This window comes from Pseudomonas sp. B8(2017) (genome assembly GCF_002113575.1).
Classification (GTDB): Bacteria; Pseudomonadota; Gammaproteobacteria; order Pseudomonadales; family Pseudomonadaceae; genus Aquipseudomonas; species Aquipseudomonas putida_Z.
In genome coordinates this window covers 1-25,583 of sequence record NZ_NEIO01000025.1, presented here as the reverse complement: position 1 = coordinate 25,583, position 25,583 = coordinate 1, and the positions used below count along the sequence as shown (strand labels likewise).

Here is a 25,583-nt window from a genome sequence, read left to right as displayed (position 1 = left end):
CGAAAATGTCGAAATTTCGTTACCGTACGCCTCGGGAACTGTTACGGCGGAAAGCTCGGGTAACAGATTTTTGCGGGGGCTGATGTGTTACCTGGGATGTGTGCGCTGGCTTTGCTGGCCCTTTCGCGGGCACGCCCGCTCCCACAGGGGTTGCACCACCCTTTCGGGCAGTGAAATTCCTGTGGGAGCGGGCGTGCCCACGAAGAGGACGGAGAGGTTGTAGATAGGGGCAGGAGGAGCCTCCCGCCCAGGCAGCGCGCTTACTCGCTGGTAGCGTTACTCTTGCGCCGCGGGATACCCAGGCGCTGGCGGCGTTCCCACAGGCACTTGCGGCTGACCCCGAGCTTGCGGGCCAGTTCGGTCTCGGTCATGTGGTCCTGGTGCTCGAGCACGAAGTGCTGGAAATAGTCTTCCAGCGACAGGTCCTCGGTCGGCTCATGGCTGGCATTCGCCGAACTGGCCACGACCAGGGCGTTGTCGAGGATTTCGTCCTCCTCCAGGTCACCTAGCTCGATGTCGATGCCCAGCAGGTCGGCGGAAATTTCTGCGCTCTCGCTGAGGATCACCGCACGCTCAACGGCGTTTTCCAGCTCTCGCACGTTACCCGGCCAGCTGTAGTGACGAATGGCCTGCTCGGCTTCGGCCGAGAAGTGCAGGTCGTCGCGGCCGATGCGCGCGCTCTGGCGGGCGAGGAAGGCGCTGGCGATCTCGTTGACGTCGCTGCCGCGCTCGCGCAGGGCAGGCAGTTTCAGGGCGATCACGTGCAGGCGGTAATACAGGTCTTCACGGAACTGGCCGGCCTTGGCCAGGTTCTTCAGGTCGCGGTGGGTCGCGGCGATCAGGCGTACATCGACCTTTTGCGACTGTACCGAACCCACCCGGCGAATCTCGCCTTCCTGCAGCACGCGCAGCAGGCGGGCCTGGGCTTCCAGCGGCAGTTCGCCGATTTCGTCGAGGAACAGGGTACCGCCATCGGCAGCTTCCACCAGGCCAGCGCGCCCGGCGCTGGCGCCGGTGAACGCGCCTTTCTCGTGGCCGAACAGCTCGGACTCGATCAGTGTCTCGGGGATGGCTGCGCAGTTCACCGAAATCATTGGTGCCTTGGCCCGACGCGACAGATTGTGCAGGGCGCGTGCGACCAGCTCTTTACCGGTGCCCGACTCGCCCTGGATCAGCACGTTGGAGTCGGTGGGCGCGACCTTGCGGATCTTGCTGTACATGTCCTGCATTGGCGGGCACGAGCCGATGATGCCGATTTCGCCATTGGCGGCTGCCGCGCTGCCTTTGTCGGCCGGGGCGGCCTTGCCATTGGTGGCGCGTGGCTCGGCCGCCGGTGCGGCAGCCGGGGCGTTCTGCCGGTCGCGCAGGATACGCGCCACCGCTTGCAGCATCTCGTCGTGGTCGAAGGGCTTGGCGATGTAGTCCACCGCGCCCATTTTCATCGAGTCTACTGCCGAGCGCAGGCTGGCGTAGCTGGTCATGATCAGCACCGGAGTGCCCTGGCCGAGCTTGATCAGTTCGGTGCCGGGCGCGCCTGGCAGGCGCAGGTCGCTGACGATCAGGTCGAAGGTGGCAATGCTGAAGCGTTCCTGGGCTTCCTGCACCGAGCCGGCTTCGCTGACCTGGTACTGGTTCCGTTCGAGCAGGCGACGCAAGGCCGAGCGGATGATGGTTTCGTCTTCGACGATCAGAATGTGCGGCATTGATTCAATTCTCTCGACGGTCTCGAATTTCAGGGGACGTCGCTACGACATGCCGGGGCAGGGTCACGCGGATCCGGGTGCCACGTTGCCGTTCGATATCGGCCGGGCTGTCGATGGTGATTTGCCCATAATGCTCTTCCACGATGGAATAGACCAGAGCGAGCCCCAGTCCGGTTCCTTCGCCCGGGTCCTTGGTGGTGAAGAAGGGTTCGAACAGGCGGTCCATGATGTTCTTCGGGATCCCGCTGCCTTCATCCTCGACGATCAGGTCGACGGTGTGCTCGCTGACTTCGCTGCGCACGCGCACGGCGCTGCCGGGCTTTGATGCGTCGCGGGCGTTGGAGAGCAGGTTGATCAGCACCTGGGCCAGGCGCTGCGGGTCCCCTTCGGCCCAGTGCTCCGGGTCGCAGAGGTTGAAGAACTGTACTTCGAAATTGCGCCGGTTCAACGCCAGCAGACCGATGGCGTCCTGCGCCACTTCGGCCAGGCATACCGGCTCTTCGCTGTTCTGGTGGCTGCCGCCGGCATGGGCGAAGCTCATCAGCGACTGGACGATGCGCGATACCCGCTTGGTCTGTTCGAGAATCTGGCTGGACAGCTCGATGATTTCGCCATCGCCCTCACGCTCCTCGCGCAGGTTCTGCGCCAGGCAGGCGATGCCGGTTATCGGGTTGCCGATCTCGTGCGCAACGCCGGCGGCCAGACGGCCGATGCTGGCCAGGCGTTCGGAGTGCACCAGCTTGTCTTCCAGCGCCTGGGTTTCGGTAAGGTCCTCTACCAGCAGCACCAGGCCGCTGTTGCCCGGGGCCAGTGGCTCGTCGATGGCCGCCTTGTGCAGGTTCAGCCAGCGCGGCTGGCCGTCCAGCGCCAGGCGCTGCTTGTGCAGGTGCTCGTCGGGCACGTTGATGAAGCCTTGCAGCAGGCCGCGCCAGGGTTCGCTGATGGTGACCAGGCGCGAGCCGACCACGTGCTTGGCAGCGATGCCGGTGAGCTCTTCCATGGCCTTGTTCCACATCAGGATTTCCTGGTCCTTGGCCAGCGAGCAGACGCCCATGGGCAGTTCCTGCAGTGTCTGGCGGTGGTAGCGGCGCAGGGCGTCGAGCTCGGCGGCCAGGCCGGTCAGGCGCGAGTGGTAGTCTTCCAGGCGGCTTTCGATGAAGTGGATGTCCTCGGTCACGTAGTTTTCGTTACCGGACTTGTACGGCAGGAAGGTCTCGACCATGTCCTGGGCCACGCTCGGCCCCATCAGGCCGGACAGGTTGGCCTCGATACGGTCGCGCAGGCGGCGCAAGGCATAGGGGCGGCGCTCGTCGAATGGCAGGTAGAGGTCGCGCAGGGCCTGCTCCACTTCCTTCTGCGCGGCCTTGGCACCCAGCGGCTTGGCCAGTTGGGTGGCGAACTCCTGTGGCGAGGCAGCGTGCAGTTCGCGGCGTTGCGGGCGGCGCACGTTGTCCACCGCGCAGGCTTCGGCGGCGCTGACCTCTTCGTTGCTGGCGTTGGTGAACAGCGAGATCAGGGTGAACAACAGCACGTTGGCCGCCAGCGAGGCGATGGCCGCCATGTGCCAGCTGGTGTCGTCCAGCACGTAGATCATGTCCAGCAGCGGGATGTAGAAGCCCTGCAGGTTGCCCAGCAGTGGCAGCAGCATGGTCACCATCCACACCAGGGTGCCGGCCAGCAGGCCGGCGATGAAGCCACGGCGGTTGGCAGTCGGCCAGTACAGTACCGACAGCACGCCCGGCAGGAACTGCAACGTGGCCACGAAGGCGACGATGCCCAGGTTGGCCAGGCTCTGATGGTTGTTCTGAGTCAGGTAGAACATGAACCCGGCGGTGATGATGGCGACGATCAGCGCGCGGCGGGTCCATTTCAGCCAGCGGTAGATGTTGCCTTCGGCCGGCGGCTGGTACAGCGGCAGCACCAGGTGGTTGAGGGCCATGCCCGACAGCGCCAGGGTGGTGACGATGATCAACCCGCTGGCGGCCGACAAGCCGCCGACGTAGGCCAGCAGCGCCAGTGCCTGGTTGTTGGCGGCAAGCCCCAGGCCCAGGGTGAAGTACTCGGGGTTGGTGGTGGCGCCCAGGCGCAGGCCGGCCCACAGCACCAGCGGCACGGCCAGGCTCATCAGCAGCAGGAACAGCGGCAGGCCCCAGCTGGCGCTGACCAGCGAGCGCGGGTTGAGGTTTTCGGTGAAGGCCATGTGGTACATGTGCGGCATGACGATGGCCGAGGCGAAGAACACCAGCAGCAGGGTGCGCCATGGGCCTTCCTGCAGCGGCGTATGCAGAGCCGCCAGGGCGGTCTGGTTCTGCAGCAGCCACACTTCCAGTTCGTGCGGGCCGCCGAACACGCCATACAGGGCGTACAGGCCGATACCGCCCAGGGCCAGCAGCTTGATCACCGACTCGAAGGCGATGGCGAACACCAGCCCTTCGTGCTTTTCGCGTGTGGCGATGTGCCGCGAGCCGAAGAAGATGGTGAACAGGATGATCAGCGCACAGAAGGCGAAGGCCACCCGTGCCTTGACCGGTTCACCGGTGAGGATGCTGATCGAGTCGGCCACCGCCTGGATCTGCAGGGCCAGCAAGGGCAGCACGCCGATCAGCATGATGATGGTGGTCAGCGCCCCGGCCCAGGTGCTGCGGAAACGGAACGCCAGCAGGTCGGCCAGCGAGGATAGCTGGTAGGTACGGGTGATCTTGAGGATCGGGTAGAGCAGCACCGGCGCCAGCAGGAACGCACCGGACACCCCCAGGTAACAGGCAAGGAAGCCGTAGCCGTACTGGTAGGCCAGGCCCACCGAGCCATAGAAAGCCCAGGCACTGGCGTACACGCCCAGCGACAGGGTGTAGGTCAGCGGGTGGCGAATGATCGAGCGCGGGATCAACCCCCGCTCGCTGATCCAGGCCACGCCGAACAGCACCATGAGGTACGCGGCGCTGATCAGGATCATCTGGGTCAGGCTAAAGCTCATCGGCATCTCGTTGGCTCTGCAGGATGAAGGTGACGACGATCAGGATCAGCCAGAGCAGGTAAGGGCGATACCAGGCTCCGGTCGGTTCGATCCACCAGTCCATGATGGCCGGGGAGAACAGGTAGATCCCCACGACCAGAAGCAGGACCAAACGATAGATGTACATGCTGGCCTCGATGGTTGGGCGCTGCGGGCTTGGACTTATTATTGGCGCAAATGGCTGGGCGGATGCTAGCGGGAATCCATAGTGTTCGCCAAGAGGTTGAATTTATTGGGCTTTTGTTTTTGAGGGGTGGGTTGCCTGTTCTCGCCCTATCGCCGGCAAGCCAGCTCCCACAGGATCACCACAGGATCTGAGTGCTGCGCTGTACCTGTGGGAGCTGGCTTGCCGGCGATAGGGCCGGTAATGCCTCAGCGCAAATCAGCCTCTGGCACCGTGGTCCGCTGTGCAATCGCCTCGGGCCGCCACTGCTTGCGAGCTACCGCCAATACCTCCGCCGGCGTTGCCAGCAACAACTCGGGGTCTGCTTCCTGCCCCAGCGCCCGCAACGCCCGCAGCAATAGCGGTGTCGCCTGGTCCGCCTGCAGCGGCGGCGAGCGGTACGACTTGCCCAGCTTGTGCCCGTCCGGCTGCACGATCAGCGGAATATGCAGGTAACGCGGCTGCGAAAAGCCCAGCAACTCTTGCAGGTACAGCTGGCGCGGGGTGTTGTCGAGCAGGTCGGCGCCACGCACGATGTCGGTAACACCTTGCCAGGCATCGTCCAGTACCACCGCCAGCTGGTAGGCATACAGCCCGTCGCGGCGCTGGATGACGAAATCGCCCACTTCACGCCCCAGGTGCTGCTGGAACTCGCCCTGCACGCGGTCGGTAAAGCGGTAGATCAGCTCTGGCACGCGCAGGCGGATCGCCGCGCCTTCCCGAGCATGCCCGGCGTTGCGGCAAAGGCCCGGGTAGATGCCGTTGTAACCCTCAAGCTGCTTGCGCGAGCAGGTGCAGGCGTAGGCCAGGCCCATGTTGAACAGGCGGTCGACCACCGCGGCATAGGCATCGTGCCGCTGGCTCTGGAACACCACTTCGCCGTCCCACTCCAGGCCGTAGCGCTCCAGGGTCTGCAGGATGGCATCGCGAGCACCGGGCATTTCCCGAGGCGGGTCGGTGTCTTCCATGCGCAGCAGCCAGCGGCCGTTCACGGCGCGGGCATCGAGCCAGGAGGCGAGCGCGGCGACCAGCGAGCCGAAGTGCAGGAAGCCGCTGGGGGTGGGGGCGAAACGCCCGATATAGCTTGAATCGGTCATGGTCAGGCTGGGCATATAAATGAAACGGGGCGCATGATGCGCCCCGTTCAGGTGGAAAGAAAGATCAGCCTTTGCCGACCGTCTTTTCCTTTTTCTCGGCGATTTCCTTGCAGTCGAAGCACAGGTCGGCGGTAGGGCGGGCCTCCAGGCGACGCAGGCCGATCTCGATGCCGCACGATTCGCACCAGCCGTACTCGTCGGCCTTGATCTTGTCGAGGGTCTTGTCGATTTTCTTGATCAGCTTGCGCTCGCGATCGCGGTTGCGCAGCTCCAGGGCGAATTCTTCTTCCTGGCTGGCACGGTCGGCCGGGTCGGGGAAGTTGGCTGCCTCGTCCTTCATGTGGTCCACAGTGCGGTCGACACTGTTCATCAGCTCTTGCTTCCAGGCGCCGAGAAGCTTGGTGAAGTGCTTTTTCATGGGCTCGCCCATGTACTCTTCACCCTTGGTTTCTACGTAGGGCTCGACACCGTACATGGTCTGGGCTTTTTGCTTTTCTACGGTGGACATGAATAGACCGCCTCTCACTCATCTGATCCAATGCGCAGGCTGCTCCATCTCCGGCACCCGCCGGCCCTGCGACTGCGAGCCGCCGAACTTACCAGATAGATCGGGGGTGCGCTACCCCGCCCGATCCTGGTAATTGACAGCGGCGCGAGCCGCACGTTCGGTGGCGTGCAGAGGTAGAATCTCCAGTTTAGACCCAATTGAGAGAAGGTCATGGCCCACCCCTACAGTGCGCGCAGCCGCGCCATCGAACCCTTCCACGTCATGGCGCTGCTGGCCCGGGCCAACGAGCTGCAGGCGGCCGGGCACGACGTGATCCACCTGGAAATCGGCGAGCCGGACTTCACCACGGCCGCGCCCATCGTTGCCGCCGGCCAGGCAGCATTGGCCGCCGGGCACACCCGCTACACCGCCGCACGCGGCCTGCCGGCACTGCGCGAAGCCATTGCCGGGTTCTATGGCCAGCGTTACGGCCTGAGTGTCGACCCTGAACGCATCCTCATCACCCCGGGTGGCTCCGGTGCGCTGCTGCTGGCCAGCAGCTTGCTGGTAGACCCAGGCAAGCACTGGCTGCTGGCCGACCCAGGCTACCCGTGCAACCGCCACTTCCTGCGCCTGGTCGAGGGCGGGGCGCAGCTGGTGCCGGTGGGCCCGGATGTGAATTACCAGCTGACCGCCGACCTTGTCGACCGCTACTGGGACAAGGACACGGTCGGGGCCCTGGTCGCCTCGCCGGCCAACCCGACCGGCACCGTGCTGGGGCGTGACGAGCTGGCCGGCCTGTCCCGCGCCACCCGCGAACGGCATGGCCACCTGGTGGTGGACGAGATCTACCACGGGCTGACCTATGGCATGGACGCGCCCAGCGTGCTGGAAGTGGACGACTCGGCATTCGTCCTGAATAGTTTTTCCAAGTATTTCGGCATGACCGGTTGGCGCCTCGGCTGGCTGGTGGCGCCTCCTGGCGCGGTGGCCGACCTGGAGAAGCTGGCACAAAACCTGTACATCAGTGCGCCAAGCATGGCCCAACATGCCGCGCTGGCGTGTTTCCAGCCCGAGACCCTGGCCATTTTCGAGGAGCGCCGGGCCGAGTTCGCCCGCCGCCGCGACTACCTGTTGCCTGCCCTGCGCGAACTGGGCTTCCGCATTGCCGTCGAGCCGCAGGGGGCGTTCTACCTGTATGCCGACATCAGTGCCTTTGGCGGTGACGCGTTCGCCTTCTGCCGGCACTTCCTGGAGACCGAGCACCTGGCCTTCACCCCGGGCCTGGACTTCGGCCGTCACCTAGCCGGCCACCATGTGCGCTTTGCCTACACCCAGAGCCTGCCGCGCCTGGAAGAGGCGGTGCAGCGGATTGCTCGCGGCCTGCGGAGCTGGCAAGGCTGATGCAGTTCCATCCCCCACTCGAACAGGGCCGCCTGCTGCGCCGCTACAAACGCTTTCTGGCGGATATCGAACTGCCCGGCGGCGAACAGCTGACCATCCACTGCCCGAACACCGGTTCCATGCTCAACTGCATGCGAGAAGGCGGGCAGGTGTGGTTCAGCCGCTCCAACGACCCCAAGCGCAAGCTCCCGGGCACCTGGGAAATCAGCGAAACCCCGCAGGGTCGGCTGGCCTGTGTGAATACCGGGCGGGCCAATACGCTGGTCGAAGAGGCCCTGCGTGCCGGCATCATCGCCGAACTGGCCGGCTTCAGTGCTCTAAGGCGTGAAGTGGCCTACGGCGAGGAAGGCAGCCGCATCGACTTTCGCCTGGAATTCGACGGTGCCCCGGCCTATGTCGAGGTCAAGAGCGTGACCCTGGGCTACCCAGACAGCACGGTCGCGGCCTTCCCTGATGCGGTGACCCAGCGCGGTGCCAAACACCTGCGCGAGCTGGCGAAGCTGGCCAGGCAGGGCGTGCGGGCGGTGCAGCTGTATTGCGTGAACCTGACCGGTATCGATGCGGTGCGCCCGGCCGAGGAAATCGATGCGGCCTATGCCCAGGCCCTGCGCGCGGCGGTGGCGAACGGGGTGGAGGTGCTGGCCTACGGCACGCGCCTGGACGCCGAAGGCATCGTCATCGACCGCCGCCTGCCGGTGCTGCTTACCCCTTGAACCAGATGCCCTGGCTGTCCTCGTGGCAGCCCAGGGCCTGCAGTTGCTCGCCCTCGCACGGCCCGGCCACGCATTCGCCGCTTTCGATCAGGAACAGCGCGCCATGATGGGCGCAGTGAATCAGGCTGGCGCTGTCATCGAGAAACGCATCTTCCGCCCAGTTCAGCGGGATGCTGCGGTGCGGGCAACGGTTGCGGTAGAGGTACACCTGGCCTTGGCGGCGTACGCCGAACAGTTCGATGCCGTCTACGCTGAAGGCGCGGCTTTGGCCTTCGGCCAGGCCGTGGGAGGTACAAAGGAAGTGCATGGCAAGGATGACTCGTGAAACAAGTGGTAGCTTGACGCGTCAATGCGAATAATTATCAAATTGCCCGCATTCGCTGCGCCCGGCTGCTTATGGTGCGCAGTTCCGTCGCCCGCCACAAGGCGCGCGGCCCGCCTGCAGAAGGAACCCGATGATGCGCCGTCCCGTCGCCTTGCTCGCCCTGTGCGCGAGCCTTGTGCTCTCCACCCAGGCCCCGGCGGCCGAGCTGCCGCAGCGTTGGGTCAGCGCTGGTGGTGCACTGAGCGAATGGATCAGCGCGCTGGGTGGTGAAGCGCGGTTGGTGGGTGTGGACACCACCAGCCAGCATCCGCCATCGCTGAAGTCACTGCCTAGTGTCGGCTACCAGCGGCAACTGTCTGCGGAAGGCATTCTCAGCCTGCGCCCGGATGTGCTGGTGGGCACCGAGGAAATGGGGCCGCCACCGGTACTGGCGCAAATCCGCAAGGCTGGCGTGCGGGTCGAACTGTTCTCCAGCAAGGCCGAACTGGCGGCGGTGGATGAAAACCTCAAGCACCTGGGGCAGTTGCTGGGCGCAGAACAGCAGGCCGCGGTCCTGGCGTCGGGCTACCACCAGCAGCTCGATGCCTTGCAGGCCAAGGTCAGGCAGGCCCGGGCGGAGCAGAAGGCGCCAGGGGTGTTGCTGCTGGTCGGGCATGCCGGGGCCAAGCCGCTGATCGCCGGGCAGGGTACTGCCGGTGACTGGCTGCTGAGCCAGGCAGGCGGGCGCAACCTGGCAGAACATCAGGGCTACAAGAATTTCTCCAGCGAAGCACTGGCGGCGCTGGACCCGGATGTGATCGTGTTTTCCGACCGGGCGCTGGCCGATGAGCAGGCCTTGCAGGCGTTGCTGAAAGAAAACCCCGCGCTGGCGGCCTCGCGCGCCGTGCGCGAGAAACGCCTGGTATCGCTTGACCCGACGCTGTTGGTCGGCGGGCTCGGGCCACGCCTGCCGGCAACACTGCAGTTGCTTGCGGCCACCTTCTATCCGGCTGCCAAGGCCAGCCTCGCCCTATGAAGCAACGTGTCCAGCCACGCACGCTGTTCGTTTGCCTGAGTCTGTTGTGCCTGCTGGCGGTGTGGTTGTCTTTGGCCCTGGGGCCGGTCAGCCTGCCGCTGTTCGATACCCTGCGTGCCGGCCTGCGCCTGCTGGGGCTGCCCATTGCCGCTGATGGCCTGCAGCAGGCCGAGATGATCCTCGGCCAGATCCGCCTGCCACGCACCTTGCTGGGGTTGGCGGTGGGCGCGGTGCTGGCGTTGTCCGGTGTGGCCATGCAGGGGCTGTTCCGTAACCCACTGGCCGACCCCGGGCTGGTAGGGGTTGCCGCCGGTGCGGCGGTGGGCGCGGCGGTGGCCATCGTTGGCGGCAGTTGGCTGGGCGGCATGCCGGATGTGCTTGCCCCTTACCTGTTGTCGCTGTGTGCTTTCATCGGTGGGCTGGGCGTGACTGCGCTGGTCTATCGTCTGGGGCGGCGCGATGGCCAGACCAACGTCGCCACGATGCTGCTGGCCGGTGTGGCCATGACCGCGCTGGGAGGTGCTGCCGTGGGGTTGTTCTCCTACCTGGCCGACGACGCCACGCTGCGCACGCTGACGTTCTGGAACCTGGGCAGCCTCAATGGTGCCAGTTACCAGCGGCTGTGGCCGTTGCTGCTGGTGGCTGCTGGCGTGGCAGTGTGGCTGCCACGCCGGGCCAAGGCGTTGAATGCCATGCTGCTGGGTGAGTCGGAGGCGCGCCACCTGGGTATCGATGTGGAGCGGCTCAAGCGCGAGCTGGTGTTCTGCACGGCGCTGGGCGTGGGTGCGGCGGTGGCGGCTGCCGGGTTGATCGGGTTCATCGGCCTGGTGGTACCGCACCTGGTGCGCCTGCTGGCCGGGCCTGATCACCGTGTGGTGCTGCCAGCTTCCTTGTTGGCGGGCGGTGTGCTGATGCTGTTCGCCGATTTGGCGGCGCGGCTGCTGCTGGCGCCTGCCGAGCTGCCGATCGGTATCGTCACGGCCTTTATCGGTGCACCGTTTTTCCTGTTCCTGCTGATACGAGGACGCAGCTGATGTTGCAAGCCGAGGGCCTGTACTTGCGGCGGGGCAGCAACGAAGTGCTGCATGACATTCATTTGCAGCTGAGCCCGGGGCAGGTGGTGGGCGTGCTCGGCCCCAACGGTGCCGGCAAGAGCAGCCTGCTGGGTGTACTGTGTGGTGAGCTGGCGCCTGATCGCGGATGGGTGACGCTACAGGGCAGGCCGCTGGCCAACTGGGCCGGGCAGGAACGGGCCAGGCGCCTAGCGGTGTTGCCGCAGGTGTCCAGCCTGGGTTTCTCGTTCCGGGTCGAGGAAGTGGTGGGCATGGGGCGCATGCCCCATGGCACCGGGCAGCGGCGCGATGCGGAAATCGTCGAAGCGGCCTTGCGGGCGGCGGATGCCTGGCACCTGGTGGAGCGCAGTTACCTGGCGTTGTCTGGCGGCGAGCGGCAACGGGTGCACCTGGCTCGGGTACTGGCGCAGCTGTGGCCGGGCGAGGCAGGTAGCACGCTGCTGCTCGACGAGCCAACCTCGATGCTCGACCCGTTGCACCAGCACACCACCCTGGAAGCCGTGCGCCGCTTTGCCGACCGTGGCGCCGCGGTGCTGGTGATCCTGCATGACCTGAACCTGGCGGCGCGCTACTGTGACCGTATCCTGCTGCTGGAGCAGGGGCGCTGCCATGCCTTTGCCGCACCCGAAGCCGTGCTGACGCCGGCGGCGTTGAAGGCGGTATACGGGATCGATGTACTGGTACAGGCGCACCCGGAGCGTGGGCATCCGCTGATCATCACTCGCTAACGCCGGCGCGATCTTTGTAGGAGCGGCCTTGTGTCGCGAAAGGGCTGCAGGGCAGCCCCGGCAATTTGTGCATCACTGCTGAAAATCTGGGGCCGCTTTGCGGCCCTTTCGCGACACAAGGCCGCTCCTGCAAGGGCTCGTGCAGGCCATGAATGGAGGTACTGCCCATGCGACATCCGCTGCTGTCCGCTTTCTCGCTGTGCCTGGTGCTGGTACTGGGTGGCTGCCAGGCCAGCCTGCCACCGCTGCCCGCCTGGCAGAGCAGTGAGGGGCGCAGCCATGCCGAGCTGGGGCATATCGTCGATCTCGCCGATGGCCAGCTGATCAGCCCTGAGCAACTGGTGCAGCGCCTGTCTACCGCCCCCCGGGTGCTGGTCGGCGAGAAACACGACAACCCCGACCATCACGCACTGCAGCTGTGGCTGCTGCGCGCCCTGCAAGGCCAACGTGCGCAGGGCAGCCTGCTGCTGGAAATGCTGCAACCCGAGCAGCAACCGCTGATGGACAAGCTCGCGGGGCAACCTTTGCCGGCAGACCTGCCCAAGGCCCTGGCTTGGCAGGACGGCTGGGATTGGCAGCTGTACGGGCCAATCGTGACTGAGGCTTTGCAGCAGCGGGTGCCTGTGCTGGCCGCCAACCTCTCGCCCGGCGAGATGCGCCAGGCCTATCGACAGCCAGCTCCGTTGCCGGGCGATAGGTCCAATGCGCCGACGGTCAAGGCCGCCTTGCTGGAGCATGTGCGTGCCGGGCATTGCGGGATGCTGCCAGAAAGCCAGTTGCCGGCGATGCTGGCCGTGCAGCAGCAGCGCGACCGGCGCATGGCCGAGCGCTTGCTGGCGGCGCCGCAGCCGGCACTGCTGCTGACCGGGGCTTATCACGTGCGCAAGGACCTGGGTGTGCCGTTGCACCTGGCTGACCTGCAAGCGCAGGGGGAGAGCAAGGTACTGCTGTTGGCAGAGGTCGGTGAGCAGGTCGAGGCAGGCGAGGCTGATTTTGTGTGGTACACGGCAGCGATGCCGGAGCAGGACTATTGCGCGCAACTGCGGTGACAGGGCTGCAAAGAGGCAAAAAAAGACCCGGCAAATTGCCGGGTCAATAACCGTGATTAGCCTGATGAGGAGATAATCTGAGAGTCCGAACCAGGGGCTCTTAGCTTATCCAACCAGTCTCGCGACCAGTTGTGATAATCATAACGATTCTCATTTCGACGTCAATCCCCTTCCTGAAATTATTTCTGATTTTTTTGCGCAGGGCTTTTCGCATCCAGTTGTTGGTTGAGCGCTTCTTTGCGCTCCAGCGGCAAATCGTTCCAGTGCATGTCCAGCAGGGCGCCTTCAATGGCATACAACAGCACCTTCGATGCGCGGAACCCTCGTGTCTTCACGGCCTGGTACGCACCCACCGCGCCCAGGCGGCGCAGATCCGATGCACTGTGGATGCCGGCTGCATGCAGCCACTGCGCAGAGGTCTTGCCAAGGTTCTTCAGATGCTGCAATTCATCGTTCATCGAGCCTCCTTGCGATGGCTGAACGGGGATTGGGGGATAAATCGCGAGCAGGTCAGAGAGGAGTGTAGCGGGGGATGGGAAATGCGCGGCCTTTTGCCATAGGGGGCGACGAGATGTCCTGTGCCGGCCTCTTCGCGGGTAAACCCGCTCCCACTAGGTTATCTGCAAGCCTCACGACTGACGCAGTACCTGTGGGAGCGGGTTCACCCGCGAATAGGCCGGCCCAGGAAAACGCTGACCTTACAGCCCAGGCAAGCGCTGGCGAATCTGCTCGATCACTTGGTCCATGCTCCCGGCACTCTGGGTATCGACGCGGGTGCTCTGCACCAGCTCTTGTGCACTCAGCGGCTCACGGCTGGCCTGCTGGGCCTTGACCACTTCCAGGGTGGCATCTGACGGGTCGGTGTTTTCTGCCCGGCGCTGCTCCAGCCAGCTGGCGATGACCGCATCTGGCGCATGGCAGTCGAGGATCAGGAATGGCACGCCGGTCTGGCTGGCGATGTCCGCCGCGGCCTGGCGCTGATCACGCTTGAGGTAGGTGGCATCCAGCACCACCGGGAAGCCGGCTCGCAGCACGGTCGCCGCCACCTCGTGCAGGCGCTGGTAGGTCGCGACACTGGCGTCCTGGTCATAGATGCCGGTACTCAGCTGGCCAGCGTCAGCCTGCTGCTGTTCGCCGAACAGGCGTTTGCGTTCCACATCCGAACGCACGCGGACGGCACCCAGGGCCTCGACCATGCGCATGGCGACGTGGCTTTTGCCCACTGCCGAAACACCGTGGGTAATGGCCAGCAGGCGCGACGGGATGGCGCTGTAGCTTTCTGCCAGGTTGGCATAGTTGCGGTAGGTGCGCAGGGTGGTGGCGCGCTGCACGCCATCGGCATCGGCTGGCATGCTGAACAGTGCAACCTTGGCCCGCACCAGCGCGCGGTAGGCTTTGTAGAAGTTGAGCAGTTCCAGGCCTTCGTAGTCGCCGGTCAGTTCCAGGTACTGGCTGATGAAGCGGCGGGCCAGGCATTTCAGGCCGCGGTCTTCCAGGTCCATGGCCAGGAAGCCGGTGTCGGCATACACGTCGGTCAGGCGGAACGGTTCGTTGAACTCGATGCAGTCGAAGATCACCACCTTGCCGTCGATCAGGGTGGCGTTGCCCAGGTGGATGTCACCGTGGCATTCACGGATGAAACCATTGGCCTTGCGCTTTTCCAGCAGGCCATGCAGGCGCTCGAAGCTGCTGCGTGCCCAGGCCTGCAGGGCGTCGAGTTGCTGCAGGTCGGCCTTGTCGCTGAGGAACGGGCGAATCTGCTCGAAGTTCTGTTCCACCGGCGCCATCACGCTGTCCGGCGTGCCGAGCGGGTGCTCCACCGGAACGCGTGGGGCCTGCAGGTGGAACTCGGCGATCTGCCGGGCCATCTGGTCGATGTGCGCGGCGTTCAGTTCGCCATTGGCCTGCAGGGTGTTGAGCATCTGCCCCTGGGGGAACTGGCGCATCTTCAGCACGTACTCGATGGCTTCGCCTTCACCACCGATCTGCGGCGCGTCGACGCTACCGGTGATCGGCAACACTTCCAGGTACAGGCCGTCGGTCAGGCGCTGGTTGAGGCGCAATTCTTCGTTACAGAAATGCTGGCGCTGGTCCAGGCCGGTGAAGTCGAGGAAGCCGAAGTTCATCGGCTTCTTGATCTTGTAGGCATACTCGCCAGTGAGCAGGACCCAGGAGATATGCGTCTCGATGAGCTGGAACCCATCCACGGGGTGAGGGTACAGGGCGGGGTTCTGCAACGCAGTGATAAGGGCTTGGCTCACGGGAAATCCTTCCGGGGGCAGGGAATTCGAATGCGCCATTATGGTCAATGGTGCCGTCCCTGCCTACCGCCGGGGGCGTCTGCCCAGCCTTTATAAAGTGCGTATAATCCGCCGCCATGACCCGAACCCGAAATCCCCGTACCCCTCAGAAACGCCCGACCGGCCGCTCCCGCGCCTGGCTGGGCTGGGCTTTGAAGCTCAGCCTGGTCGGCCTGGTGATCGTTGCCGGCTTCGCGGTTTACCTCGATGCTGTCGTCCAGGAAAAGTTTTCCGGCAAGCGCTGGACCATCCCGGCCAAGGTGTATGCCCGGCCGCTGGAGCTGTTCTCCGGCCAGAAGCTGAGCAAGAACGACTTCCTCACCGAGCTGGACGCGCTCGGCTACCGGCGTGAAAGCGCGGCCAACGGCCCGGGCGCGGCGGCAGTCAACGGCAACACCGTCGAGCTCAATACCCGTGGCTTCCAGTTCTACGAGGGCATGGAGCCGGCGCAGTTCGTGCGTGTGCGCTTCTCCGGCGATTACGTGGCGGGCCTTTCCGGCGCCAACGGCAAGACGCTCGACGTAGTGCGCCTGGAGCCGCTGATGATCGGCGGCATCTACCCGAAAAACCTCGAAGACCGCATCCTGATCAAGATCGACCAGGTACCGCCGTACCTGCTCGAAACCCTGGTGGCGACGGAAGACCGCGATTTCTACAGCCACTTCGGGGTGTCGCCCAAGTCCATCGCCCGGGCCATGTGGGTCAACACCTCGGCAGGTTCCATGCGCCAGGGTGGCAGTACCCTGACCCAGCAGCTGGTGAAGAATTTCTACCTCACCAGCGAGCGCAGCCTCAGCCGCAAGCTGACCGAGGCGATGATGGCCGTACTGCTGGAGCTGCACTACGACAAGCGCGAGATCCTCGAGGCCTACCTCAACGAGGTGTTCGTCGGCCAGGATGGCCAGCGTGCGGTGCACGGCTTCGGCCTCGCCAGCCAGTTCTTCTTCAGCCAACCGCTGTCGGAGCTGAAACTGCACCAGATCGCCTTGCTGGTGGGCATGGTCAAGGGGCCGTCCTACTACAACCCGCGTCGCTATCCGGACCGCGCCCTGGCCCGCCGCAACCTGGTGCTCGACCTGGTGGCCGAGCAGGGCGTGACCAGCCAGGCCGAAGTCGATGCAGCGAAGAAGATGCCGCTGGGCGTGACCAAGCGCGGCAGCCTGGCCGACAGCTCGTTCCCGGCATTCCTCGACCTGGTCAAGCGCCAGCTGCGCCAGGACTACCGCGATGAAGACTTGACCGAAGAAGGCCTGCGCATCTTCACCAGCTTCGACCCGATCCTGCAGATGAAGGCCGAAACCTCGATGAGCGAGACCTTCAAGCGCCTGGCGGGCCGCAAGGGGGCGGACGAGGTGGAGTCGGCGATGGTCGTGACCAACCCGGAAACCGGTGAAGTGCAGGCGCTGATCGGCAGCCGCCAGGCCGGTTTCGCCGGCTTCAACCGCGCCATCGATGCCGTGCGGCCGATCGGCTCGCTGGTCAAGCCGGCGGTTTACCTGACCGCGCTGGAGCAACCGACCAGGTACACCCTGACCAGCCTGGTGCAGGACGAGCCGTTCTCGGTCAAAGGTGCCGACGGCCAGGTCTGGCGCCCGCAAAACTACGACCGCCGCCCGCATGGCACCATCTACCTGTACCAGGGGCTGGCCAACTCCTACAACCTGTCGACTGCCAAGATCGGCCTGGATGTGGGCGTGCCCAACGTGATCAAGACCATTGGCAGGCTGGGTGTGAATGTCGACTGGCCAGCCTTCCCGGCCATGCTGCTGGGTGCCGGCGGCATGTCGCCGATGCAGGTCGCGACCATGTACCAGACCATCGCCAACGGCGGCTTCAATACCCCGATGCGTGGTATCCGCAGCGTGCTCACCGCCGAGGGCGAGCCGCTCAAGCGCTACCCGTTCCAGATCCAGCAAACCTTCGACCCGGGGGCCATCTACCTGGTGCAGAACGCCATGCAGCGGGTGATGCGCGAAGGCACCGGCCGCTCGGTGTACAACACTTTGCCGCGTAATCTCACCTTGGCGGGCAAGACCGGTACCAGTAACGATTCGCGCGATAGCTGGTTCTCCGGTTTCAGCCAGGACCTGCTGGCCGTGGTATGGATGGGCCGTGACGATAACGGCAAGACGCCATTTACCGGTGCTACCGGTGCCCTGCAGGTGTGGACCAGCTTCATGAAGAAGGCCGACCCGCTGCCGCTGGACATGCCGCAACCGGACAACGTGGTGCAGGCCTGGATCGACCCGTACAGTGGCCACGGGTCTGATGGCAGCTGTCCGGGAGCGGTGCAGATGCCGTATATTCGCGGCAGTGAACCGCCCGCCGGCGCGACCTGTGGCGGCGAGCAGGATCCAGTTGAATCGGTCATGGACTGGGTCAAGGGCTGGATGAATTAAGCACAGGCTGCATTGATGAGGTGTGACGTGAACAAGTGGCTGTTTCCTGCCGTGACGGCGCTGGCTGTGCTCCAGGGGTGCGCCAGCGTCCCGCGCGGCAATATTCCGGTGGTCGACTCGAGCACCCGCGTGTCCAACAGCGAACGCGTGACGGCCAACCGCTCTGCGGGTGGCTATAACGCGGGCACCGCGCAGGCGCAAACGCTGCCTGAAGACTCCGGCGTCACCGTGATGATCCCGCAGGGCGCTGGCGCTTCGGGCATCCAGACGTTCCCGGCGGCCAATGGCGCGGCGCCGATCAGCACCTCGCCGATTACCCCGGGGCCGATCACCCCGGGCCCGATTACCACAGGGCCGGTCACTTCGGCACCGATGACCACCAACCCCAACCCGATCGCCGACGAACCCTTCGACATCGCGGCGATGAACAGTGCCCCGCAAACCACCAGCGCGCCAACCGGTATCCCGCGTAGCAGTGCCGCTGCAGGTGGCCTGTCGGCCGACGAGCAGCTGGACGGCCCGGTGCTGGCGCTGCTGACCACCGCGAAGACCCAGCAGGGCAGTGGCGACTTCAACGGTGCCGCCTCGAGCCTGGAGCGTGCCCAGCGCATTGCCCCGCGCGAGCCGCAGGTGCTGTACCGCCTGGCCCAGGTACGCCTGTCGCAAGGTGATGCGCCGCAGGCCGAGCAACTGGCGCGTCGTGCCCTGACTTACGCCAATGGCCGCCCGAGCCTGCAGGCCGAGCTGTGGAACACCATCGCCCAGGCCCGCGAGAAGCAGGGTGATAACGCCGGCGCCGCACTGGCCCGGCAAAAGGCACGGGTCAATTCGTGATGATCGAACAGCGCATTCTGGATATTGCCGACCACCTGCTGCTGATCGAGCGTGAGCTGCAGGTGCAAGGCTGGTGGGATGACGAGCCGCCAAGCGACGAGGCACTGGCCAGTACGGTGCCTTTCGCTGTCGATACCCTCAGTTTCGAGCAGTGGCTGCAATGGATCTTCCTGCCGCGAATGAAGATCATCATCGAGCTGGGCCACCCGTTGCCCAACGCCTCCGGCATCCTGGTCATGGCCGAAACCGTGTTTACCGACCGGCCAGAGCAAAGTCGTGAGCTACGCCGCCTGTTGGCAGCATTTGACCAATTGATTGCTCCTTCCGCCTGATTTCTTCAGTTTTTCCTTCAAGGGCCGCAGATTGTGGCCCTTTTTTGTGGAAATCTTATTTATTCTGCTGCTGAAGCGATTTTTAGTGGTGGCAGGAATTCATCTTGGGGAAAAATTGGCAATAATTTTTCTTGACTTGTTGGCGCCGAATCAGAAGAATCCAATCTCCGCTGTAGAGGGACTGCCAGAAGCAGACCCGCTAAGCAGATCATGAGGCGCACACCCGCGCCGACCTGTTACACCCCGCAACGCGTTACCTCGCGCTGGGTGGGAAAACCCCGCAACACTCTGGGGCGCTCCCAATACTTGCTCAGTCAGTGCTGACGTTCGCTCATGCTCTGCTTGGCAGTAAACCTATTAAGACCCGTCCAGTGAGGGCGGTATTCTGGCGTTTTAGAGGTGAACAACGTGGAGCTTTTATCTGGCGCTGAGATGGTCGTCCGCTTCTTGCGTGACGAAGGCGTTAAGCACATCTACGGGTACCCTGGTGGTGCTCTCCTGCATGTTTACGACGCGCTGTTCAAGGAACCGGAAGTCGAGCACATCCTGGTTCGTCATGAGCAGGCAGCTACCCATATGGCGGACGGTTATGCCCGCGCCACCGGCAAGGCCGGCGTGGTGCTGGTAACCTCCGGCCCGGGCGCGACCAATGCCATTACCGGTATTGCCACCGCCTACATGGACTCGATTCCGATGGTCATCCTGTCCGGCCAGGTGCCTAGCACCATGGTGGGTACCGATGCCTTCCAGGAAACCGACATGATCGGTATTTCGCGGCCGATCGTGAAGCACAGCTTCATGATCAAACATGCCAGCGAAATCCCCGAAGTTCTGAAAAAAGCATTCTACCTGGCGCAATCCGGTCGCCCAGGTCCGGTCGTGGTCGACATTCCAAAAGATATGACCAACCCGGCCGAGAAGTTCGAATACGTCTACCCGAAAAAGGTCAAGCTGCGCTCCTACAGCCCGGCGGTACGCGGTCACTCCGGCCAGATCCGCAAGGCTGCCGAGATGCTGCTGGCGGCCAAGCGCCCGATCGTCTACTCCGGTGGCGGCGTGATCCTCGGTGGTGGCTCCGAAGCCCTGACCGAAATCGCCAAGTCGCTGAACCTGCCGGTCACCAATACCCTGATGGGTCTGGGTGGCTTCCCGGGTACCGACCGCCAGTTCCTCGGCATGCTCGGCATGCACGGCAGCTTCACTGCCAACATGGCCATGCACCATGCCGACGTCATCTTCGCCGTCGGTGCCCGTTTTGACGACCGCGTGGTCAACGGCCCGGCCAAGTTCTGCCCGAACGCCAAGATCATCCATATCGACATCGACCCGGCGTCGATCTCCAAGATGATCAAGGCCGACGTGCCGATCGTCGGCCCGGTCGACAGCGTGCTCAGCGAAATGCTCGGCATCCTCAAGGAAATCGGCGAGCAGCCTGACAAGGCGGCGCTGGATGCCTGGTGGAAGCAGATCGACGAATGGCGTGGCAATGGCGAGCTGTTCCCTTACGACAAGGGTGACGGCAATGTCATCAAGCCGCAGAAAGTCATCGAGACCCTGTGCGAAGTGACCAATGGCGATGCCTTCGTCACCTCCGACGTGGGCCAGCACCAGATGTTCGCGGCGCAGTACTACCGCTTCAACAAGCCGAACCGCTGGATCAACTCCGGTGGCCTGGGCACCATGGGCTTCGGCTTCCCGGCGGCGATGGGCGTCAAGCTCAACTTCCCGGACCAGGACGTGGCCTGCGTGACCGGCGAAGGCAGCATCCAGATGAACATCCAGGAGCTGTCCACCTGCATGCAGTACGGCCTGCCGGTGAAGATCGTCAACCTGAACAACGGTGTGTTGGGCATGGTCCGCCAGTGGCAGGACATGGCCTACAACGGTCGTCACTCGCACTCGTACGTCGAGTCGCTGCCTGACTTCATCAAGCTGGCCGAGGCCTATGGCCATGTGGGTATCCGCATCACCAGCCTGAAGGACCTCAAGCCGAAGCTGGAAGAAGCGTTTGCGATGAAGGACCGCCTGGTGTTCATCGACATCGCGGTTGACCGCAGTGAGCACGTCTATCCGATGCAGATCAAGGATGGCTCGATGCGTGACATGTGGCTGAGCAAGACGGAGCGTACCTGATATGCGGCACATCATCTCCCTGCTGCTGGAAAACGAACCAGGTGCGCTGTCCCGCGTGGTCGGCCTGTTCTCCCAGCGTAACTACAACATTGAAAGCCTGACCGTGGCGCCGACCGAAGACCCGACCCTGTCGCGTCTGACGCTGACCACCGTTGGCCATGACGAAGTGATCGAACAGATCACCAAGAACCTGAACAAGCTGGTCGAAGTGGTCAAGCTCGTCGACCTGTCGGAAAGCGCTCACATCGAGCGTGAACTGATGCTGGTCAAGGTCAAGGCCACCGGTGCCCAGCGCGCCGAGATCAAGCGCACCACGGATATCTTCCGTGGCCAGATCGTCGATGTGACCGCCAGCGTGTACACCGTGCAGCTGAGCGGCACCAGCGACAAACTGGACAGCTTCATCCAGGCGATCGGCACTGCATCGATTCTCGAAACCGTGCGCAGCGGCGTTACCGGCATTGCCCGTGGCGACAAAGTGCTCAGCATCTAAATTCAAAAATTAGCGATGGCTCCGCAGGGGCCGAGATATAACCAGGGGTATTTTCATGAAAGTTTTCTACGATAAAGACTGCGACCTTTCCATCATCCAGGGTAAGAAAGTCGCCATCATCGGTTACGGTTCCCAGGGCCACGCTCAGGCGTGCAACCTGAAGGACTCCGGTGTAGATGTCACCATCGGTCTGCGTAAAGGTTCGGCCACAGTTGCCAAGGCAGAAGCCCATGGCCTGAAAGTGACCGACGTTGCCTCTGCCGTCGCTGCTGCCGACCTGGTCATGATCCTGACCCCGGACGAGTTCCAGGGCCAACTGTACAAGCAGGAAATCGAGCCGAACATCAAGAAGGGCGCTACCCTGGCCTTCTCCCATGGCTTCTCGATCCACTACAACCAGGTCGTTCCACGTGCCGACCTCGACGTGATCATGATCGCGCCGAAGGCCCCGGGCCACACCGTTCGCTCCGAGTTCGTCAAGGGCGGCGGTATCCCTGACCTGATCGCCATCTACCAGGACGCCTCCGGCAACGCCAAGAATGTTGCCCTGTCGTACGCTTCGGGCGTAGGCGGCGGCCGTACCGGCATCATCGAAACCACCTTCAAGGACGAGACCGAAACCGACCTGTTCGGTGAGCAGGCTGTTCTGTGCGGCGGTACCGTAGAGCTGGTCAAGGCCGGTTTCGAAACCCTGGTCGAAGCTGGCTACGCGCCGGAAATGGCCTACTTCGAGTGCCTGCACGAACTGAAGCTGATCGTTGACCTCATGTACGAAGGCGGCATCGCCAACATGAACTACTCGATCTCCAACAACGCCGAGTACGGTGAGTACGTAACCGGTCCGGAAGTCATCAACGAAGAATCCCGCAAGGCCATGCGCAACGCCCTGAAGCGCATCCAGGACGGCGAGTACGCGAAGATGTTCATCTCCGAAGGTGCTACCAACTACCCATCGATGACCGCCAAGCGCCGCAACAACGCCGCTCACGGCATCGAAATCATCGGCGAGCAACTGCGCTCGATGATGCCGTGGATCTCGGCTAACAAAATCGTCGACAAGACCAAGAACTAAGTCTTATCGAAAGATGAAAAACGCGGCTTCGGCCGCGTTTTTTCGTTCTGACAGTCAGCTTCTGGTATAAAGCAGACCAGTGGCCTGCCGTCAGAACCTGTTTTGCAGGCCCGTGTCGAACATTTTCCATCCTGTTGCAAGGTACCCTCCATGAGCGAACGTCCCGAAGAGCCGAACAAGCCCTCCGACGCCGAAAGCCTGCTACCTGTCGATGAGCACGTTGAAGAAGGGCATGACGCCGAAGGGCGCAAGGTGCGCCATCGTGGCATCTACCTGCTGCCCAACCTGTTTACCACCGCCAACCTGTTTGCCGGTTTCTATTCCATCATCAGCTCGATGAGCGCGCAGAGCGCCCTGAGCGCCGGTGACCCGCGCGAGGCGAGCAAGTACTTTGCCTTCGCTGCCATCGCCATCTTCGTGGCCATGGTGCTCGACGGCCTCGATGGCCGTGTCGCGCGCATGACCAACACCCAGAGCGCCTTTGGTGCCGAGTACGACTCGCTGTCGGACATGGTCGCCTTCGGTGTGGCTCCGGCCTTGCTGGCCTTTGGCTGGGCGCTGGGCGACATGGGCAAGGTCGGCTGGATGGTCGCCTTCATCTATGTGGCCGGTGCAGCACTGCGCCTGGCACGCTTCAATACCCAGGTCGGCACCGCCGACAAGCGCTACTTCATCGGCCTGGCCAGCCCGGCTGCCGCGGGCGTGGTCGCGGGTACCGTGTGGGCGTTCAGCGACTACGGCATCCAGGGCTCCAAGCTGTCGTTCCTGGTGGCGCTGCTGGTAGCTGCTGCCGGCATGCTGATGGTCAGCAACATCAAGTACAACAGCTTCAAGGAGCTGGACCTCAAGGGCCGTGTACCGTTCGTGGCTATCCTGGCCGTGGTACTGGTGTTTGCCGTGGTGTTCAGCGACCCGCCGCGTATCCTGCTGCTGATCTTCCTCGCCTATGCGGCTTCGGGGCCGATCCAGTTCCTGCTCAAGGCACGCCGTCGCAAAGCGTGACAATCATTTAATGCAGGAATAACCCGCCGGCTCCATAGTCTTACTGGTACATCCGTTATCCAGTGCTGTGGAGCCGCTCATGCTCATCAAGCTACCCAGGTCTTCCGAGTGCAAGGCGTCGGAGATCACCCCCGAAGGCATCTACCTCTCCCGTCGTACCCTGCTGGGTGGCTCGTTGGCCGGCCTGGCCTTGGGTGCCTTGCCGAGCATGGCGCGCGCAGCTGAAGCCAGCCGTTACGCCGATGTCGAGGCGGGCAAGGCGCCTGGCTGGTTCAGTGAAAAGCTCGCGGCCACCCGATGGCAGGCAGTAACGGTCAAGGGTGAGTCAATCACGCCTTTCAAGGATGCCACCCACTACAACAACTTCTACGAGTTCGGGCCCGACAAGGGTGACCCGGCGGCCAATGGCGACAGCCTGAAAACCGAACCGTGGAGCGTTGTGGTCGATGGCGAAGTGGGCAAGCCCGGGCGCTATGCACTGGAAGACTTCGTCAAGCCGTACCAGCTTGAGGAGCGCATCTACCGGCTGCGTTGCGTCGAGGCGTGGTCGATGGTCATTCCGTGGCTGGGCTTCCCGTTGGCGCAGTTGCTCAAGCAGGTCGAGCCGACGTCCAAGGCGCGCTATGTGCGCTTCGAAACCCTGAAAGACCCGGAGCACATGCCGGGGCAGCGTTCGGGGTTCGCCTTGATCGACTGGCCTTATAGAGAAGGCTTGCGTCTGGATGAGGCGATGCATCCTTTGGCGATCCTGGCGGTTGGCATGTATGGCCGGGAGCTGCCCAACCAGAATGGCGCGCCGTTGCGGCTGGTGGTGCCGTGGAAGTATGGCTTCAAGAGCATCAAGTCGATCGTGCGTATCAGCCTGGTGGCCGAGCAACCGGGCACCACTTGGGAAGGGTTGGCGCCGGATGAATATGGGTTCTATGCCAATGTGAACCCGACGGTCGACCACCCCCGTTGGAGCCAGGCGCGTGAACGGCGGCTGCCCAGCGGGCTGTTCAGTCCCAATGTGCGGGAAACCCAGATGTTCAATGGCTATGCCGATGAAGTGGCGTCGCTGTATACCGGGCTTGATCTGCGGAAGAACTATTGATGCGTTACCCCTGGTTTCGTCTGGCCATCTTCATCGTGGGGTGCCTGTTCCCGGTCTGGTGGTTGTATGAGGCGGCGATGAATCTGCTAGGGCCTGACCCTGGAAAGATCATGATGGACCGGCTTGGGCTCGGGGCGCTGACCTTCCTGCTGGTTACCTTGGGCATGACGCCGCTGCAGAAGCTGACGGGATGGTCGGGCTGGATCGTGGTGCGCCGGCAGCTGGGGTTATGGGTGTTTGCCTATATCGTGCTGCACATCCTGGCTTACCTGTTCTTTATCCTTGGGCTGGACTGGGGGCAGTTGGCGGTTGAGTTGCGCAAGCGGCCTTACATTATTGTGGGTGCGCTTGGGTTTCTTGGGCTGCTGGCCCTGGCGGTTACCTCGAATCGGTATAGCCAGCGGCGGTTGGGTGCGCGTTGGAAGAAGCTGCACCGGTTGGTGTACGTGATACTTGGGTTGGGGTTGCTGCATTTCTTGTGGATCGTGCGCTCGGATCTGCGGGAGTGGGCGATCTATGCGGTTATTGGGGCTGTGTTGATGGTGTTGCGGGTTCCTGCTGTTGCGCGGGTGCTGCCCAGGATTGGCCGGAGATAGGGTAGGGGGCAAGGGCCTGTCTTGAGATGGCATTGCCTTTGAAATGTGCCTGCCTTGAGTTTTCTGGCGCCTGTGAGATCGAGCGCCGCGCGGGCGGCGCTCGATCTCATAGGCGCAGAAGGTGTTGTGGCGAGCACCTGGTAGCCTTGATAAGGTCTTCGCCTGGAACATTTCAAATAAATGAAATTAAAGGTTGACGCCCTCTCGAATCCCCTTATAATGCGCCCCACTTCCAGCGACGCCGGAACGACAAACTCCTTGAGATTCAATGAGTTAGATAGTTGAGGCGAAGTTGAAAGGGCTACGATCGAATGATCGACAGCGGTTGAGATGATGGTTGACAGCGCTTCCAAACGCTGTATGATTCGCCTCCCGCTACGAGAGATCGCAGCGAGTCAAGTGTTTGAAGCTAAACGAGTTTCTCGCAAAAAAAACTTCAAAATAAACGCTTGACAGCAAATGAGGAAAGCGTAGAATGCGCGCCTCGGTTGAGACGAAAAGCTCTTAACCAAACGCTCTTTAACAAATCGAATCAAGCAATTCGTGTGGGTGCTTGTGA

General features: G+C 63.3%; 23 protein-coding genes. 15 read left to right on the top strand and 8 right to left on the bottom strand.

Annotated features, from left to right (window positions below; genetic code table 11):
* Positions 1 to 260 precede the first annotated feature (260 nt).
* From CAG22_RS24425 to dksA, 5 genes are all read right to left on the bottom strand, one after another.
* Positions 261 to 1,703, bottom strand: coding sequence for a sigma-54 dependent transcriptional regulator (locus CAG22_RS24425; RefSeq protein ID WP_013974271.1), 1,443 nt, complete (start codon positions 1,701 to 1,703; stop codon positions 261 to 263).
* 4 nt (positions 1,704 to 1,707) lie between these two features.
* On the bottom strand, positions 1,708 to 4,683 hold the full coding sequence (locus CAG22_RS24420) for a sensor histidine kinase (RefSeq protein ID WP_170929334.1): 2,976 nt from the start codon (positions 4,681 to 4,683) through the stop codon (positions 1,708 to 1,710).
* Positions 4,667 to 4,843, bottom strand: a complete 177-nt coding sequence (locus tag CAG22_RS28285) for a hypothetical protein (protein ID WP_003250005.1) — start codon at positions 4,841 to 4,843, stop codon at positions 4,667 to 4,669. Before CAG22_RS28285 ends, CAG22_RS24420 begins: the two co-directional genes overlap by 17 nt.
* A 245-nt stretch (positions 4,844 to 5,088) precedes the next feature.
* Complete coding sequence (gluQRS, locus tag CAG22_RS24415; RefSeq protein ID WP_085706355.1) at positions 5,089 to 5,976, bottom strand: tRNA glutamyl-Q(34) synthetase GluQRS; 888 nt, start codon at positions 5,974 to 5,976, stop codon at positions 5,089 to 5,091.
* A 64-nt stretch (positions 5,977 to 6,040) separates the two neighbouring features.
* Entirely contained in the window at positions 6,041 to 6,484 is a 444-nt protein-coding gene (dksA, locus tag CAG22_RS24410; RefSeq protein WP_025340685.1) for an RNA polymerase-binding protein DksA, read from the bottom strand.
* 210 nt (positions 6,485 to 6,694) lie between these two features.
* Between dksA and CAG22_RS24405 the strand changes: the two genes are divergently transcribed.
* Together CAG22_RS24405 and sfsA are read left to right on the top strand one after the other, a co-directional pair.
* Positions 6,695 to 7,867 carry a pyridoxal phosphate-dependent aminotransferase gene (locus tag CAG22_RS24405; RefSeq protein ID WP_075046415.1) on the top strand — a complete coding sequence of 391 codons (1,173 nt, stop codon included), beginning with the start codon at positions 6,695 to 6,697 and terminating at the stop codon, positions 7,865 to 7,867.
* Complete coding sequence (gene sfsA, locus CAG22_RS24400; protein WP_085692854.1) at positions 7,867 to 8,580, top strand: DNA/RNA nuclease SfsA; 714 nt, start codon at positions 7,867 to 7,869, stop codon at positions 8,578 to 8,580. Before CAG22_RS24405 ends, sfsA begins: the two co-directional genes overlap by 1 nt.
* Here the strand turns inward: sfsA and CAG22_RS24395 are convergent.
* Positions 8,570 to 8,887: a Rieske (2Fe-2S) protein gene (locus CAG22_RS24395; protein WP_025340682.1), complete on the bottom strand. Its 318-nt coding sequence runs from the start codon at positions 8,885 to 8,887 to the stop codon at positions 8,570 to 8,572. The two genes, sfsA and CAG22_RS24395, sit on opposite strands and share 11 nt — an antisense overlap.
* A gap of 148 nt (positions 8,888 to 9,035) precedes the next feature.
* Between CAG22_RS24395 and CAG22_RS24390 the strand changes: the two genes are divergently transcribed.
* The 4 genes from CAG22_RS24390 (at position 9,036) to CAG22_RS24375 (ending at position 12,770) form a co-directional block, all read left to right on the top strand.
* The gene (locus CAG22_RS24390; protein WP_085692855.1) at positions 9,036 to 9,920 is read left to right on the top strand and encodes a hemin ABC transporter substrate-binding protein; all 885 of its coding nucleotides are present in this window, start codon (positions 9,036 to 9,038) and stop codon (positions 9,918 to 9,920) included.
* A gap of 50 nt (positions 9,921 to 9,970) precedes the next feature.
* Positions 9,971 to 10,954, top strand: a complete 984-nt coding sequence (locus tag CAG22_RS24385) for an iron ABC transporter permease (protein ID WP_162276790.1) — start codon at positions 9,971 to 9,973, stop codon at positions 10,952 to 10,954.
* The gene (locus tag CAG22_RS24380; protein ID WP_085591731.1) at positions 10,954 to 11,721 is read left to right on the top strand and encodes a heme ABC transporter ATP-binding protein; all 768 of its coding nucleotides are present in this window, start codon (positions 10,954 to 10,956) and stop codon (positions 11,719 to 11,721) included. Before CAG22_RS24385 ends, CAG22_RS24380 begins: the two co-directional genes overlap by 1 nt.
* A gap of 167 nt (positions 11,722 to 11,888) precedes the next feature.
* Positions 11,889 to 12,770, top strand: coding sequence for a ChaN family lipoprotein (locus CAG22_RS24375; RefSeq protein WP_085706346.1), 882 nt, complete (start codon positions 11,889 to 11,891; stop codon positions 12,768 to 12,770).
* A 179-nt stretch (positions 12,771 to 12,949) separates the two neighbouring features.
* Here CAG22_RS24375 and CAG22_RS24370 read toward each other — a convergent pair whose 3' ends face one another.
* Positions 12,950 to 13,228 carry a TfoX/Sxy family protein gene (locus CAG22_RS24370; RefSeq protein ID WP_013974260.1) on the bottom strand — a complete coding sequence of 93 codons (279 nt, stop codon included), beginning with the start codon at positions 13,226 to 13,228 and terminating at the stop codon, positions 12,950 to 12,952.
* A 240-nt stretch (positions 13,229 to 13,468) separates the two neighbouring features.
* On the bottom strand, positions 13,469 to 15,031 hold the full coding sequence (locus tag CAG22_RS24365; RefSeq protein WP_085692857.1) for a bifunctional aminoglycoside phosphotransferase/ATP-binding protein: 1,563 nt from the start codon (positions 15,029 to 15,031) through the stop codon (positions 13,469 to 13,471).
* A gap of 116 nt (positions 15,032 to 15,147) precedes the next feature.
* Between CAG22_RS24365 and mrcB the strand changes: the two genes are divergently transcribed.
* From mrcB to msrQ, 9 genes are all read left to right on the top strand, one after another.
* A complete protein-coding gene (gene mrcB, locus CAG22_RS24360) occupies positions 15,148 to 17,469 on the top strand; it encodes a penicillin-binding protein 1B (RefSeq protein ID WP_085706345.1) in 2,322 nt (773 codons plus the stop codon).
* 15 nt (positions 17,470 to 17,484) lie between these two features.
* On the top strand, positions 17,485 to 18,303 hold the full coding sequence (locus CAG22_RS24355; protein ID WP_038408278.1) for a M48 family metallopeptidase: 819 nt from the start codon (positions 17,485 to 17,487) through the stop codon (positions 18,301 to 18,303).
* Positions 18,303 to 18,635, top strand: coding sequence for a YqcC family protein (locus tag CAG22_RS24350; protein ID WP_025340674.1), 333 nt, complete (start codon positions 18,303 to 18,305; stop codon positions 18,633 to 18,635). The genes CAG22_RS24355 and CAG22_RS24350 overlap by 1 nt, the downstream gene beginning before the upstream one ends.
* Positions 18,636 to 19,043: 408 nt before the next feature.
* Positions 19,044 to 20,768, top strand: coding sequence for an acetolactate synthase 3 large subunit (locus CAG22_RS24345; RefSeq protein ID WP_015271834.1), 1,725 nt, complete (start codon positions 19,044 to 19,046; stop codon positions 20,766 to 20,768).
* A gap of 1 nt (position 20,769) precedes the next feature.
* Positions 20,770 to 21,261, top strand: coding sequence for an acetolactate synthase small subunit (ilvN, locus tag CAG22_RS24340; protein ID WP_003250040.1), 492 nt, complete (start codon positions 20,770 to 20,772; stop codon positions 21,259 to 21,261).
* Positions 21,262 to 21,316: 55 nt separating this feature from the next.
* A complete protein-coding gene (ilvC, locus tag CAG22_RS24335; RefSeq protein ID WP_013974255.1) occupies positions 21,317 to 22,333 on the top strand; it encodes a ketol-acid reductoisomerase in 1,017 nt (338 codons plus the stop codon).
* A 150-nt stretch (positions 22,334 to 22,483) separates the two neighbouring features.
* Entirely contained in the window at positions 22,484 to 23,335 is an 852-nt protein-coding gene (pssA, locus tag CAG22_RS24330) for a CDP-diacylglycerol--serine O-phosphatidyltransferase (protein ID WP_003250045.1), read from the top strand.
* A 79-nt stretch (positions 23,336 to 23,414) separates the two neighbouring features.
* Complete coding sequence (gene msrP / locus CAG22_RS24325; RefSeq protein ID WP_085706344.1) at positions 23,415 to 24,428, top strand: protein-methionine-sulfoxide reductase catalytic subunit MsrP; 1,014 nt, start codon at positions 23,415 to 23,417, stop codon at positions 24,426 to 24,428.
* Positions 24,428 to 25,024: a protein-methionine-sulfoxide reductase heme-binding subunit MsrQ gene (gene msrQ / locus CAG22_RS24320; protein ID WP_085692861.1), complete on the top strand. Its 597-nt coding sequence runs from the start codon at positions 24,428 to 24,430 to the stop codon at positions 25,022 to 25,024. Before msrP ends, msrQ begins: the two co-directional genes overlap by 1 nt.
* The last annotated feature ends 559 nt before the right edge of the window (positions 25,025 to 25,583 follow it).